13 protein-coding genes are annotated in these 13,518 nt (G+C 59.9%); 7 read left to right on the forward strand and 6 right to left on the reverse strand.

Annotation, left to right across the window (positions count from 1 at the left end):
• The first annotated feature begins 182 nt into the window (after window positions 1-182).
• The 5 genes from gatC to AXG89_RS06200 all read left to right on the forward strand — a co-directional run bounded on the left by gatC (window position 183) and on the right by AXG89_RS06200 (window position 5,295).
• The gene (gene gatC / locus AXG89_RS06180; RefSeq protein ID WP_062168581.1) at window positions 183-482 is read left to right on the forward strand and encodes an Asp-tRNA(Asn)/Glu-tRNA(Gln) amidotransferase subunit GatC; all 300 of its coding nucleotides are present in this window, start codon (window positions 183-185) and stop codon (window positions 480-482) included.
• Window positions 483-588: 106 nt separating this feature from the next.
• A complete protein-coding gene (gene gatA / locus AXG89_RS06185) occupies window positions 589-2,082 on the forward strand; it encodes an Asp-tRNA(Asn)/Glu-tRNA(Gln) amidotransferase subunit GatA (protein WP_062168583.1) in 1,494 nt (497 codons plus the stop codon).
• Between the two features lie 3 nt (window positions 2,083-2,085).
• The gene (gatB, locus tag AXG89_RS06190) at window positions 2,086-3,558 is read left to right on the forward strand and encodes an Asp-tRNA(Asn)/Glu-tRNA(Gln) amidotransferase subunit GatB (RefSeq protein WP_062168585.1); all 1,473 of its coding nucleotides are present in this window, start codon (window positions 2,086-2,088) and stop codon (window positions 3,556-3,558) included.
• 103 nt (window positions 3,559-3,661) lie between these two features.
• Complete coding sequence (locus tag AXG89_RS06195) at window positions 3,662-4,498, forward strand: polyphosphate kinase 2 family protein (RefSeq protein ID WP_062170333.1); 837 nt, start codon at window positions 3,662-3,664, stop codon at window positions 4,496-4,498.
• Between the two features lie 23 nt (window positions 4,499-4,521).
• On the forward strand, window positions 4,522-5,295 hold the full coding sequence (locus AXG89_RS06200) for an exodeoxyribonuclease III (RefSeq protein ID WP_062168587.1): 774 nt from the start codon (window positions 4,522-4,524) through the stop codon (window positions 5,293-5,295).
• Between the two features lie 13 nt (window positions 5,296-5,308).
• Here the strand turns inward: AXG89_RS06200 and AXG89_RS06205 are convergent, their stop codons facing one another.
• Genes AXG89_RS06205 through metX form a run of 4 tightly spaced genes read right to left on the reverse strand, consistent with a single transcriptional unit; the run spans window position 5,309 to window position 9,303 of the window.
• Window positions 5,309-6,214 carry a M48 family metallopeptidase gene (locus AXG89_RS06205; RefSeq protein ID WP_062168589.1) on the reverse strand — a complete coding sequence of 302 codons (906 nt, stop codon included), beginning with the start codon at window positions 6,212-6,214 and terminating at the stop codon, window positions 5,309-5,311.
• Entirely contained in the window at window positions 6,211-7,497 is a 1,287-nt protein-coding gene (locus AXG89_RS06210; protein WP_062168591.1) for an AmpG family muropeptide MFS transporter, read from the reverse strand. Before AXG89_RS06210 ends, AXG89_RS06205 begins: the two co-directional genes overlap by 4 nt.
• A gap of 55 nt (window positions 7,498-7,552) precedes the next feature.
• Window positions 7,553-8,161 carry a methionine biosynthesis protein MetW gene (gene metW / locus AXG89_RS06215; RefSeq protein WP_062168593.1) on the reverse strand — a complete coding sequence of 203 codons (609 nt, stop codon included), beginning with the start codon at window positions 8,159-8,161 and terminating at the stop codon, window positions 7,553-7,555.
• Window positions 8,158-9,303, reverse strand: coding sequence for a homoserine O-succinyltransferase MetX (gene metX, locus AXG89_RS06220; RefSeq protein ID WP_062168594.1), 1,146 nt, complete (start codon window positions 9,301-9,303; stop codon window positions 8,158-8,160). Before metX ends, metW begins: the two co-directional genes overlap by 4 nt.
• 393 nt (window positions 9,304-9,696) lie before the next feature.
• Between metX and AXG89_RS06225 the strand changes: the two genes are divergently transcribed.
• Window positions 9,697-10,704: a hypothetical protein gene (locus AXG89_RS06225; RefSeq protein WP_162916011.1), complete on the forward strand. Its 1,008-nt coding sequence runs from the start codon at window positions 9,697-9,699 to the stop codon at window positions 10,702-10,704.
• A gap of 96 nt (window positions 10,705-10,800) precedes the next feature.
• Window positions 10,801-11,823, forward strand: a complete 1,023-nt coding sequence (locus tag AXG89_RS06230) for a hypothetical protein (RefSeq protein ID WP_062168598.1) — start codon at window positions 10,801-10,803, stop codon at window positions 11,821-11,823.
• Between the two features lie 33 nt (window positions 11,824-11,856).
• On the opposite strand, the gene AXG89_RS06235 is transcribed toward AXG89_RS06230, so the two are convergent.
• The gene (locus AXG89_RS06235) at window positions 11,857-12,621 is read right to left on the reverse strand and encodes a pyrimidine 5'-nucleotidase (protein ID WP_062168600.1); all 765 of its coding nucleotides are present in this window, start codon (window positions 12,619-12,621) and stop codon (window positions 11,857-11,859) included.
• Window positions 12,618-13,517: an acetylglutamate kinase gene (gene argB / locus AXG89_RS06240; RefSeq protein WP_060817518.1), complete on the reverse strand. Its 900-nt coding sequence runs from the start codon at window positions 13,515-13,517 to the stop codon at window positions 12,618-12,620. Before argB ends, AXG89_RS06235 begins: the two co-directional genes overlap by 4 nt.
• Window position 13,518: the final 1 nt, after the last annotated feature.

The raw sequence follows: 13,518 nt of genomic DNA on the forward strand, positions 1-13,518 counted from the left end.
CCGCTGGCAAGTCGATCCGGATTTGGGTCGAACGCGTAATGATACCTTATAATTTTGGGGTATTCGAAGGAAAAGGACGGTACATTTTGCCACCGTCAGGCCTGCTTTCTAAGGCTCCTTATCTCGAATTGAAGTCGCGCTGTTTGTTGCGCGAAAGTCGCATAAATAGACCGGTGAAACGAATGTCTCTGACCCTGACCGATGTAAAACGCATTGCGCACCTCGCGCGGCTGGAATTGCCCGAACACGAGGCCGAACCCACCCTCGCGCGCCTGAACGATTTCTTCGGTCTCGTGGAGCAGATGCAAGCTGTAGACACCACGGGAATCGAACCGCTTGCTCACCCGATCGAACAAATCCAGCAAGTCGAACTGCGTTTGCGAAACGATGCTGTTACAGAGCATGTAAACCGCGAAGAGTTCCAGCGGCCTGCGCCTGCCGTGCGCGACGGCTTGTATCTCGTGCCGAAAGTGATCGAATAGTGATGCAATAGTGATTGAACAAGCGGGCCGCCAGCACAGCAACGGCACCGCAGCACCGCACGAAAACTAAAAGACGCGGCACATGGCGTCTATCAGGAAAAACGCAATGCATCAGAAAAGCTTGACCGAACTGCGCGCGGCACTTGACGCAAAAACCCTTTCCGCCGTCGAACTCGCGCAGGTGTTCCTGCAGCGCATCGGCGCAGCGAAGGATCTCAACGCCTTTATCAGCGTCGATCACGCACTCACCCTCGAGCAGGCGAAAGCAGCGGATGCGCTCATTGCCCAAGGCAAAGCGGGTCCGCTGACGGGTTTGCCCATCGCGCACAAGGACGTGTTCGTCACGCGCGGATGGAGCTCGACGGCGGGCTCGAAGATGCTCGAGAACTACAAGAGCCCCTTCGATGCCACCGTCGTCGACCGCTTGAAGAACGCGGGCATGGTGACGCTCGGCAAAACGAATATGGACGAATTTGCGATGGGTTCGTCGAACGAGAATTCGTACTTCGGCCCGGTCAAGAATCCGTGGGACCTGAAAGCGGTTCCGGGCGGATCGTCGGGTGGCTCGGCTGCAGCGGTCGCCGCGCGGCTCGCGCCCGCCGCTACCGGCACGGACACGGGCGGCTCGATTCGCCAGCCTGCATCGTTCACGGGCGTTACGGGAATCAAACCCACGTACGGGCGCGTTTCGCGTTACGGCATGATCGCGTTCGCTTCGTCGCTGGATCAGGGCGGCCCCATGGCTCGCAGCGCCGCGGATTGCGGCGTGTTGCTCAACGCGATTGCATCGTTTGATCCACGCGATTCGACCAGCCTCGAGCGCGAGGACGAAGACTACACGCGTTACATCGGCCAGCCCTGGTCCGGTCATGATGCGGCCAGGCCGCTGGCGGGATTGCGCATCGGTTTGCCGAAGGAATTTTTTGGCGAAGGCTTGAGCGCCGAAGTTCGCCGCGCGGTGGACGCGGCGTTGAAGCAATATGAAGCGCTCGGCGCGACGCTCGTCGAGGTATCGCTGCCGAAGACCGAGTTGTCGATTCCCGTGTACTACATCATCGCGCCGGCGGAGGCATCGTCGAATCTGTCGCGGTTCGACGGCGTGCGTTACGGCCATCGCGCGGCCGAATACACCGATCTTCTCGATATGTACAAGAAGTCGCGCGCCGAGGGTTTCGGACCGGAAGTGAAGCGCCGAATTCTGGTCGGCGCGTACGTGTTGTCGCACGGCTATTACGACGCGTATTACGTCCAGGCGCAAAAGATCCGCCGCATCATCGCGCAGGATTTCCAGGAAGCATTCAACCACTGCGATGTGATCATGGGACCGGTCGCACCCTCCGTTGCATGGAATCTCGGCGAGAAAGCCGATGATCCCGTCCAGATGTATCTCGCCGATATCTACACGTTGTCGATCAGTCTCGCCGGCTTGCCTGGCATGAGCGTGCCTTGCGGCTTCGGCGCTGCGGGCAGTGCGCATGCCACGCGGCCGGTCGGCTTGCAGATCATCGGCAACTATTTCAACGAAGCCCGGTTGCTGCAGGTCGCCGACGCGTTTCAGCGCGCGACCGACTGGCATGTGCAATCACCCGCAGGAGTCTGAGTTATGCAGTGGGAAGTCGTTATCGGTCTTGAGACGCACGCGCAGTTGTCAACGGTCTCGAAGATTTTCTCGGGCGCGGCCACGCAGTTCGGCGCGGAGCCGAACACGCAAGCCTGTCCTGTCGACCTGGCGTTGCCCGGTTCGTTGCCTGTGATGAATCGCGGCGCTGTTGAACGTGCAATTCGCCTGGGTCTTGCGATTGGCGCGACTATCGCGCCGCGCAGCATTTTCGCTCGCAAAAACTATTTCTATCCCGATCTGCCGAAGGGCTATCAGATCAGCCAGTTCGAGATTCCGGTCGTGCAAGGCGGCAGCGTCACGATCCACGTTCCGGCAAACGAAAAAACCGGCAAGGCCGCGTACGATAAAACCGTCAACCTGACGCGCGCGCATCTGGAGGAAGACGCCGGCAAGTCGCTGCACGAAGACTTTGCGGGCATGACGGGTATCGACTTGAATCGTGCCGGCACGCCGCTGCTCGAGATCGTGACGGAGCCGGAAATGCGCAGCGCGGCGGAAGCCGTGGCGTACGCGAAGAGCCTGCACACGCTCGTGCAATGGCTCGGCATTTGCGACGGCAACATGCAGGAAGGCTCGTTCCGTTGCGACGCGAACGTCTCGGTGCGGCCGGTCGGCCAGGTTGAGTTTGGCACGCGCGCCGAGATCAAGAACCTGAACTCGTTCCGGTTTCTCGAAGAAGCGATCCAGTACGAAGTGCGCCGCCAGATCGAGTTGATTGAAGACGGCGGTACGGTCGTGCAGGAAACGCGTTTATACGATCCGGATAAACGTGAGACGCGTTCAATGCGCAGCAAGGAAGACGCGCACGATTACCGGTATTTCCCTGATCCGGATCTGATGCCGCTCGCTATCGACGAAGCGTGGATCGCGCGTGTTCGCAGCGAACTTCCGGAGTTACCGGAAGCGATGCAAACGCGTTTTGTCGAGCAATATGGTTTGACGCAGTACGACGCGGTCGGGCTGACGTCGTCGCAGGGCATGTCGGCTTATTTCGAGAACGTGGTCTCGAAAGTCGGGGCCGCGAACGCCAAGCTCGCGGCCAACTGGCTGATGGGTGAAGTGTCGTCGCAACTGAATCGTGAGTCGCTGGACATTGCGAGCTTGCCTGTTTCGCCCGCGCAGCTCGCGCTCGTGATTCAGCGCATCGCGGACGGCACCATCTCGAACAAGATCGCCAAGGATATCTTCCAGGCGATCTGGGAAGAGAAGGCCACTGACGACGCGGCGGCTGACCGGATCATCGAAGCGAAGGGGCTGAAGCAGATCTCGGATACGGGCGCGCTGGAAGCGATCATCGACGAGGTGATGGCCGCGAACCAGAAGTCGGTGGATGAATACCGCTCCGGCAAGGAAAAGGCGTTCAACGCGCTGATCGGTCAGGCAATGAAAGCGACCAAGGGCAAGGCGAATCCGCAGCAGGTCAACGAGCTTTTGAAGAAGAAATTATCCTCTTGATGTGCAGGCCGGTGTCTGACGGCTGAGGTACTCGCGGGTTGCTGCTGGTCTGGTCTGGCAGCAACCCTTTATTTTATGAATGTCGACGAGCGGGAGCACGCGCGTGGCCAAGAAACCTGATCTGGACGATTACCGCGTGCCGTATTTCGACGGCAAGAAGATCAAAACGTTTGATCTCGCTTCCATCGACACAGCGTCGAAGCCGTTCTCCTCCGGCTCGAAAGACGACGACCGTGCGCGTTTGAGCGAGTTGAACGCAGCACTCGACGGATTGCAGGACAAACTCCACACACAGCGCAAGCAACGCGTCCTGCTGATCCTGCAAGGCATGGATACAAGCGGCAAGGACGGCACCATTCGCGGCATTTTCCAGGACGTCGATCCGCTCGGTTTGCGGATCGTGCCGTTCAAGGCGCCTTCCGAAGTCGAGGCCGCGCACGACTTTCTCTGGCGGGTTCATTCCCAGGCGCCGGCCGCGGGCGAGCTGACCGTTTTCAATCGCAGCCAGTACGAAGACGTGCTCGTGCCGCGCGTGCTCGAGCAAATCGATAAAGACGAATGCGAGCGCCGTTACGCGCATATCCGCAACTTCGAAGCGCTCCTCGCCGACAGCGGCACGACGATCGTGAAATGCTTCCTGCATATATCGAAGGACGAGCAGAAGGAGCGTTTGCAGGCGCGTATCGATAATCCGGAAAAGCACTGGAAATTCGATCCGTCCGATCTGGAAGCCCGCAAGCAGTGGGACGACTATCAGCAAGCCTACGCGGACGCCTTGGGCGCGACATCGACCGAGTTTGCGCCGTGGTATGTCATTCCCGCTGATTCGAAACCGCACCGTAACGTCATGGTCGCCGAATTGATCACGCGCACCATGCAGAGTTTGAAACTCGAATATCCGCCGGCGGAGGAATCGCTGAAAGGGATCAAGGTCGAGTAATCAACAACTTATAAGGAAGTTTCATGTTTCGTGTCATCACCGCCAATTTGAACGGTATTCGATCGGCCGCGAGGAAAGGGTTCTTCGACTGGTTCGGTCAACAGGACGCAGACGTTGTATGCGTGCAGGAAATCAAATGCTCGCAGGACGATCTGACGCCGGAGTTTCTGGCGCCGCACGGTTTCCAGGGTTATTTCCAGCATGCCGTGAAGAAGGGTTATTCGGGTGCCGGGCTTTATACAAAGCACAAGCCGGATGAAGTGATCATCGGTTTCGGCAGCGAGGAATTCGATCCTGAAGGGCGTTATGTCGAGGCGCGCTTTGGAGATCTATCGGTTATTTCCGTGTATGTGCCGTCCGGTTCCAGCGGCGAGGAACGGCAGCAGGCGAAGTATCGGTTCATGGCTGAATTCATGCCGCACCTTGAGCAACTCGCGGCGACGCGCGAAGTGATTCTGTGCGGCGACGTGAACATCGTGCACAAGGAAATCGATATCAAGAACTGGAAGAGCAACCAGAAGAATTCCGGTTGCCTGCCGGAAGAGCGCGCATGGCTCACCCAACTGTTCGATGAAAAATCCTACGTCGATGTATTCAGGACGCTCGACCAGCGTCCTGAGCAATATACGTGGTGGAGCAATCGCGGACAGGCCTATGCCAAGAACGTCGGGTGGCGGATCGATTACCAGATCGCTACGAAAGGCGTGGCCGATACAGCGGCGGCGACTTCGGTCTTCCGCGAGATCAAGTTCAGCGATCATGCGCCGCTCATCATCGATTACGACTGGAAGGTTTGAGGAGGGGCCGCCTTTACGATCTGGGTTTCTTGAAGCGCCCCATCCCGGCATAGTTCGGCAATTGGTCGACTGTCAGGCCAAGCGCCTTGGCGTAGAGCGGCATCATGTCGGGCAGGCGCTTCATCAGGTCGTGCACGCGATCGGCGCCAAACGGATGCATCCAGATAAATCCGTTCGGCGTGCGCCTCGTCGCCGAATCAATCTTTTTCCACAAGGTCACGGCGGCGCGCGGATCGTATCCCGCCCGGGATGCAATCTCGCTGCCGATCACATCGGCCTCGGTCTCATCCGCCGGCGTGTATCGCATGGCCAGCAATTGCTCGCCGATGCCTAAGGGCGCCGAAATGATATCGGCGAAACCGAACAGCGGCGGAATCGTGCCCGTGGTCAATTGCGCGGCCTGCTGACGCCCGAGCCGGTCCCGTGCGTGTTCACGCAACGCGTGGGCAATTTCATGGCCGATCATCATGCCGAGCTCGTTGTCGTTGAGCCGCAACCGCTCGATCAAACCGCTATAGATCACAATCTTGCCGCCCGGCAGGCAATACATGCGAATCTCGTTCGATCGCACCACGTTGATCTGCCATTTCCAGTTCTTCGAGCGGTCATTCCATTTCAGCGCAAACGGGATCTCGCGATTCGCGATGTCGCGGGCGCGTTTGACGAGCGGGTTGTCATCGCCGAGAAGATGTTTCGTGCGCTGGGCTTCATGGAGAATTTGTTGATATTCATCGGCGGATTGCTGTTCGAGTGTCGCCGATGGAATCAGGTTGCGGAACAACGCCGCATTGCCAAAGCGAATCTGGCCGCTCGCCGCCGAGTATGGCTGCTGCGAGACTGCATCGGACGCTGCGAAAGACGCGCCGGCCTGAAGCGTCATGGCGCAGGCCGTGACGCGGATTAACGCGTGCACCTTCATCGGACAAGTCTCCAGGGCGCGATTTTCGGCAACAGTAACATGCCGGGAATCGACAACGCCACGCAGACCATGAAGTACTCGAACCAGCCCGTCTGCGCCACGATAAAGCCGCTCGATGCCGACGCCAGCGTGCGCGGCACCGAAGCCAGGCTCGTGAAGAGCGCAAACTGCGTGGCCGTATAGCGCGGATCGGTCGTGCTCGCGATATACGCAACGAACGCCGCCGTGGTCAGGCCGGTCGCGAAAGTCTCGAAGCCGTAAAGCGTGGCCAGCGCGACAGGCGAGGGCCCGATCTTGGCCAGCCACGCAAAGCCGAGCGTGGACACGATCTGCAGCACGCCGAAGATCCACAACCCGCGCCCGATACCGATCTTCACCAGCCACATCCCGCCCACGATTCCACCCGCGATGCTCGCCCAGAAAGCCACGGTCTTGGCGATCACACCAATTTGCGTCTTGTTGAAGCCGATATCGAGGAAGAACGACGTGGACAGGGTGGTCGCCATCGAGTCGCCGAGCTTGTACAGGAAGATGAAGCCGAGGATCAGCAGCGCCGTGCGCCAGCCGTCACGCCCGATGAATTCCTTGAACGGATCGACGATCGCATCGCGCAGATTCTTGGGCGGCGTGCCGTGTATTTCCGGTTCTTTCACCACGAGCGTCAGCACGACGCCCGGCAACATGAACGCCGCCGTGACCATGAACACCGTGGACCACGGCAGATGGTCCGCCAGGATCAGTCCGAGCGAGCCCGGGATCAGCGCGGCGATCTTGTAGGCGTTCACGAAGACCGCGTTGCCGAGGCCCTGTTCGGTATCGGCGAGAAGTTCCCGGCGATACGCATCAATGGCAATGTCCTGGCTCGCCCCGAAAAACGCGACAAGCGCGGTCAGCGCGGCGACGGTCCAGATTTCCTGTTTCGGCGAGATGAACCCGAGCGCTCCGATCGCCACGCCGACCAGCAGTTGCGTGACGATCATCCAGCCGCGCCGCCGGCCCGGATGCCATCCGGGCAGCCGCGGCACGTAGCGGTCCATCAGCGGCGCCCAGATGAACTTCCACGTGTACGGGAACTGGATCAGCGCAAAGAGGCCGATCTCCTTCAGATTCACGCCTTCGGTCCGCAACCACGCCTGGACCAGGTAGATGAGCGTGAAAAGCGGCAACCCCGACGTGAAGCCAAGAAACACGCAAATCAGCATGCGTTTGTTGAGAAACGCACGCCAGCCGGGGCGATCTTCGTGAGCGGTTAGTGCGGGCGCCTCGTTTGGCGAGTTGGACATATGAAATCAGTGTGATGCAGTGGGCGATGCGCCAAGCGGTGAACGGGCGATCAGTTCAGCTACGCTTCACGCGATAGACCGCAAGGCTACCACGCCAGTTCGCGCCCCAGCGGATCGACTGGCCGCCATGCAGCACGGCGCGATCGAGGATCTCGATACCCACTTCCGGCGCCAGCGCCTCGAAGTCCTGGATGGTCAGCACACGCACGTTCGGCGTGTTGTGCCATTGATAAGGCAGGGTCTTCGATACCGGCATGCGCCCCTGCAGCACGGTCAGCCTGTGCCGCCAGTAGCCGAAGTTCGGGAACGACACAATGCATTCACGCCCGACGCGCACGGTTTCGCGCAGGATGGCGGCGGTCTGGTGGATGGTTTGAAGGGTCTGCGAAAGGATCGCGAAGTCGAAGCTCCCGTCCTCGAAAAGGCGCAGCCCGTCTTCCAGATTCTGCTGGATGACGTTGACGCCTTTTTGCGCGCAGGCAAGGACGCCGGCGTCATTGATTTCGATGCCGTAGCCGGTGACATCGAGTTCTTCGCCCAGGAGCGAGAGCAGCGACCCGTCGCCGCATCCCAGATCCAGCACCGACGAGTTCGGCTCGACCCAACGCGCAATGGCCCGAAAGTCCGAGCGCAGGGAAAGTGAATCCAGCGTGATTTGGTTCATGCACCCACCTCGGCGGCAATGCGTTCGTAATAGGCGCGCATCAGGTTGTGATAGCGGGCGTCGTCGAGCAGGAAGGCGTCGTGGCCATGCGGTGCATCGATTTCGGCGTAGCTCACCGTGCGTTTATGGTCGAGCAGCGCTTTCACGAGTTCCCGCGAACGCGCCGGCGCGAACCGCCAGTCGGTCGAGAAACTCGCAATCAGGTATTTGGCCGTCGTGTGCGCGAGCGATTTGGTCAGGTCGCCATCGAAGGCCTTGGCGGGATCGAAATAGTCGAGCGCCCGTGTGATGAGCAGGTAGGTGTTGGCATCGAAGTATTCGGCGAATTTGTCGCCTTGATACCGGAGGTAGGACTCGACTTCGAATTCGACATCGAAATTGAAGTTGTACGCGTCCAGCGCGCCTTCCGCCCGGCGCAACGCGCGGCCGAATTTCGCGGCCATGTCGTCGTCCGACAGATACGTGATGTGCCCGATCATGCGCGCTACGCGCAAGCCCCGGCGCGGCTTCACGTTGTGCGCGTAATAATCGCCGCCGTGGAAGTCGGGATCGGAAAGGATCGCCGAGCGCGCGACTTCATTGAACGCGATGTTCTGCGCGGACAGCTTCGGTGTCGATGCCACCACGATGCAATGCGCCACGCGCGCCGGATACATCATGCTCCACGCGAGCGCCTGCATGCCGCCGAGACTTCCGCCCATGACGGCCGCGAATGTTTCGATGCCGTACAGGTCCGCTACGCGTGCCTGAGCGTGGACCCAGTCTTCGACGGTGACCACGGGAAAGCTCGCGCCATAGGGTTTGCCGGTGGTGGCGTTGATGCTCATCGGCCCGGTCGAGCCGAAGCACGAACCCAGGTTATTCACGCCAATGACAAAGAACTTGTTCGTGTCGAGTGGCTTGCCGGGACCGACCATGTTGTCCCACCAGCCGACGTTCTTGGGGTCATCGGCATAAACACCGGCCACGTGATGCGATGCGTTGAGCGCGTGACAGACCAGCACGGCGTTGGAGCGTGCGGCGTTGAGCGTGCCGTAGGTTTCGACAACGAGATCGTAATCGCCGAGCAGACTGCCGTTCTGCATGCGCAGCGGCTCGGTGAAATGCAGTGTCCGGGGAGTGACGATACCGATTGATTCCATTCATCCGCCTAGAGAAAACAAGGGCGGCTAAACGGCGTCGGCGATGCGCGGATCAAGACAAGCAGCGCGGCTGACAACCTCTTTAGCCGCATTTATAGTGAACCGGGTCAGGGTTCGCGCGCCCGCAATCGAGTCAGCAAATCGGCGCGATGAAACATGTTGCATGGGGAGGATTATATCGGAAAAAGCCGAAAGAGCCGCTCGGCGCCCCTGATCGCGAGGTTGTCGGGTTGCAATACTAAGAAACGTCCGATTCGGAAAAGGAGTTTCCGGGGATAGGGTTACTGCTCTGCATCCTGGCACGGTCTGCGATGAACGCGCCGTTATCCGCAAGGTTTCGCGCATCTTGCCTTTATTGGGCAATGCAGATCATCCAGGGCCAAAGGATCGACTTTGACAGTACCCTTCGCCGCACGTTTCTGCCGCAAGAACGCAACGCTGCGGTGGCTAATGACCGGAACGCTGGCCGCCATGCTGCTCACCGCCTGTGGCAAGACGGACGAGCCCGTCGCGATCGTGCCCATTCAGGACAGTCAGACGCCCATATTCATGTCGGTTGAAGCGGGTGCACGGACGTATCGGATGGTTTTCGACACGGGTGCGTCGTACACCGTCATCGATTCGCGCACCGCAACACGCGATCTGCGTCCCATGAGCGACGCAGCGTTGTCAGCCTGGACTCGATTCGGGGAACCACTCGGCAAGTCCGTTTCCTTGCTTGAGGGGTCTGCCACAATTCGCTATTACGAGTCGCCTGCGCTCCGTTACGGGCAGTGGGCCGTGGCTTCCCGCGGCATCGCGCCGGCTATCGACTTGCCGTTGCTCACACAATGGTCGATGGATCTGGGTGCGCGTGTAGACGGCGCAGTGGGCGCCGCGACCCTCTCCACGCTCAACTGGGTACTGAATCGCCGCGACCGCAGGCTGGAAGGCTATCGCTTCAGTTCGAAAATGTTCCGCGCTGAGAGCACAGGCATGACATGCGTGCCAATGCTCACGCTTCCCGAAGGGACGCCCGCCATATCGATAGAGATTGATGGCCATCCGGCCGTCATGACAATCGACACAGGATATATAGGCAATACCAGCGGAGGACTCTCGGTCGGCGATATCGCGACACTGCGTTACTTGAGCGCGTTGGCCGGCGAAATGACAATCGACAAACCCGGCGCTGATCGCGACGCAAAGGGGAAGCCGGTCGTTGTGGTCAAGACGAAGCCCGTGTCACTGGCGAGCCTCAGCATGGACGGGCTTGTGTTCCAGCAGACCGGGGTGGCTTCGGCTCGACTCGGCCTCGGCTTTCTTTACAAGTTCGAGAAGATTGCTCTCAACTTCGATCGGCATCGATTCTGCTTTTCCGCGCTGGCGCAAACGGCGCCTGACGCCTTGCCCACGCCTTGATCTGCATTGCACGACGTGAGCTCCCATTCAGCCTGGTCACGTCGTTTTGCTTTGATCGCCGTTGCTGCATCTACCGGCCCAACCGTGACGAGTGCCATGATCGAATCACATTCGCATACGAAATCCATCACCCTCCGGTTTCGTCTGGCCGTGGTCATTGCGGCAGGCGTTTTACTGAGCGCCTGTTCGCCGCAGGACGATGCCGTCGTCATCTTTCCGATTCAAAAAGAGCCAAAGCTGCCGATGCTCGTCAAGGTCGTGGCGGGCGCGTCGACATACCAGTTGGTCTTCGCGACGGGAAACAACGCGACCACCGTCGATGCCGGCATCGCCGCACGCGACCTGACTCCGCTGACAAGCAGGGACCGGGCTGCGTTTGAAAAGAACGGCGAATGGTTTCTTGACCGGACAGGTTTCACCGGTCAGATTGGTTACTACGACGGCGTGTCCATGAGCCGCGAGGACTGGAAAATTCCATCCGACAAGATCATTGCCGCGCTGGATTACGGACCTACTGCCAAGCTACTCGGCGTTCAGGTTGACGGAATGCTGGGCGCGCCGGCTATCGCAACGCTGAACTGGATCTGGGATCGCCAGGCGGGCGATGTCCGTGGGTATCTCTTCGATTCAGTATTCTTCGCCAAAAAGCGCGATAAGTTGACGTGCGTGCCCATGGAGACGCAGCTTAGCGGCGCGCCCGGCATACAGATCGTGCTCGGTGGTCAGCCGGTCTGGTTCGACCTGGACACGCTTGTGCTCGGGCGCCTGAGCGGTGTCCTGTCGCAGGCAGACGCCATACGTCTGCGGCAAGGCGGAGCCGTTGCGGCTGAGGTGAACTACTCTCCCCCGGGCAATGGCGGATCGCAGGCCAGTCATTCGCTGCTGAAGCTGAAGCCGGGATCGCTGGCGAACATCGCGGCCGAGGGGCTGGCATTCGACGAGGCCATGCCTGGCGACTCGTCCAAGCTGGGCATGGTGTTTCTAAGCAAGTTCGAGAAAGCGGCTTTCGATTTCAGCGATCACCGCTTTTGTTTTCCCGCGACAACGCGCCTTGCGCCGGATAAATTTCCCACGCAGGCCGAAGTCAGGCAGATCGAAAGAGCGCAGTCGGCTCGCTGATTGTTGAAAATAAACCTGTCCCGCGCGGCCAGTTCAACGGCGGCGTGGACCAAAGAGCGTTTGCGACGCGGTGCTGAGCTTTTGAATTGACCGGATCTTCAGGTCCACATAGTGCGGCCGGCCGCGCGCGGCGGAACGCAGGAAGCCGCTGTCGCTCGCATTGCGAACCGCCGGCAAATGCCCGGTGATCCAGACCGTGCGAATTCCCATGCGTTTATAGCGCTTCAGATGACCCCGTGTATCTTCGACAAGAATGGCGTCCGAGAGCCTGACATCCGCACGATGCATGGCGCGCCTCAACATTCCCGCATCGGGCTTCGCACGCCACATGCCTCGCACCTGCATGTCTTCGATTGCAATCACACGCTCGAACAAGCGCGCGATACCGAGTTCCGCCAGCACGGCGTGAGCATAAACGGAAGGCCCGTTGGTCAACACGATCTTGCGACCCGGCAGGCGGTTCAACAGCCGCGCCAACCCGCGTTCGGCGCGCACCATTGAAGACAGGTCGGTGAACGTATGCACGAGGTGCAGAAACTCGGAGGCATCGATCTGATGATGTCGTATCAGGCCCAGCAGCGTGGCGCCGTATCGCTGGGTATAGCCGGTGCGAAGCCGATTGGCTTCGTCGATATCAACGCCCAGCCGGTCAATGATGTACTGCGTCATCCCGCGATTGATCGCCGGAAAAATCTCGTGCGACGCGTGATGCAGCGTGTTGTCCAGATCGAACAACCAGACGGGGGCGCCGCGTTTGCTCACGCGGCGCTTGATGGAGCGTGGCGATTGCGCGCTCAATGCGAGCGGATCATGGTCCCGAACGGCTGTTCGGTCAGGATCTCGAGCAACACGGAATGCTCGATGCGCCCATCGATGATGTGGACCGAACGCACGCCGCTCTTAGCGGCATCCAGCGCCGATGAAATCTTCGGCAGCATGCCGCCGGAGATGGTGCCATCGGCGAAAAGCGCGTCGATCTCGCGTGCGGACAGATCGGTCAGCAGGTTGCCTTCCTTGTCCATCACGCCGGGAATGTTGGTCATCATGACGAGCTTCTCGGCGTTCAGCACGACGGCGAGTTTGCCCGCAACGAGGTCCGCGTTGATGTTGTACGACAGACCGTCTTCGCCGAAGCCGATCGGCGAGATCACCGGAATGAACGCGTCGTCCTGCAGCGCCTTCACGACGGCCGGATTGATGGCTTCGACTTCGCCCACCTGCCCGATATCGATGAATTCGCCCGGATTGTCGCGATCCGGCATTTGCAGCTTGCGTGCGTGGATCAGGCCGCCGTCCTTGCCTGTCAGTCCGACCGCCTGACCGCCGAAGTGATTGATCAGCGTGACGATGTCCTGCTGCACTTCGCCGCCCAGCACCCATTCGACCACTTCCATGGTCTCTTCGTCGGTGACGCGCATGCCCTGGATGAACGTGCCTTGCTTGCCGATTTTCTTGAGCGCCTGATCGATCTGCGGACCGCCACCGTGCACGATCACCGGATTGATGCCGACCAGTTTCAGCAGGATCACGTCGCGCGCGAAGCCCTGTTTCAGGCGCTCCTCGGTCATCGCGTTGCCGCCGTATTTGATCACGATCGTCTTGCCGTGATACTGCTTGATGTAGGGCAACGCCTCAGCCAGGATTTCGGCTTTCAGGGTCGGCGCGATCTGCGTAAGGTCGGGAAGCTCGGACATG

It is taken from the genome of Burkholderia sp. PAMC 26561, assembly GCF_001557535.2.
GTDB lineage: Bacteria > Pseudomonadota > Gammaproteobacteria > Burkholderiales > Burkholderiaceae > Caballeronia.

What these genes read in the sequence shown, in the direction of transcription:
- AXG89_RS06200 (WP_062168587.1), top strand. Translation starts at nt 4,522, where the DNA reads ATGTTTCGTGTCATCACCGCCAATTTGAACGGTATTCGATCGGCCGCG.
- argB (WP_060817518.1), bottom strand. Translation starts at nt 13,517, where the DNA reads ATGTCCGAGCTTCCCGACCTTACGCAGATCGCGCCGACCCTGAAAGCC.
- AXG89_RS06230 (WP_062168598.1), top strand. Translation starts at nt 10,801, where the DNA reads ATGATCGAATCACATTCGCATACGAAATCCATCACCCTCCGGTTTCGT.
- metX (WP_062168594.1), bottom strand. Translation starts at nt 9,303, where the DNA reads ATGGAATCAATCGGTATCGTCACTCCCCGGACACTGCATTTCACCGAG.
- gatC (WP_062168581.1), top strand. Translation starts at nt 183, where the DNA reads ATGTCTCTGACCCTGACCGATGTAAAACGCATTGCGCACCTCGCGCGG.
- metW (WP_062168593.1), bottom strand. Translation starts at nt 8,161, where the DNA reads ATGAACCAAATCACGCTGGATTCACTTTCCCTGCGCTCGGACTTTCGG.
- AXG89_RS06205 (WP_062168589.1), bottom strand. Translation starts at nt 6,214, where the DNA reads ATGAAGGTGCACGCGTTAATCCGCGTCACGGCCTGCGCCATGACGCTT.
- AXG89_RS06210 (WP_062168591.1), bottom strand. Translation starts at nt 7,497, where the DNA reads ATGTCCAACTCGCCAAACGAGGCGCCCGCACTAACCGCTCACGAAGAT.
- gatB (WP_062168585.1), top strand. Translation starts at nt 2,086, where the DNA reads ATGCAGTGGGAAGTCGTTATCGGTCTTGAGACGCACGCGCAGTTGTCA.
- gatA (WP_062168583.1), top strand. Translation starts at nt 589, where the DNA reads ATGCATCAGAAAAGCTTGACCGAACTGCGCGCGGCACTTGACGCAAAA.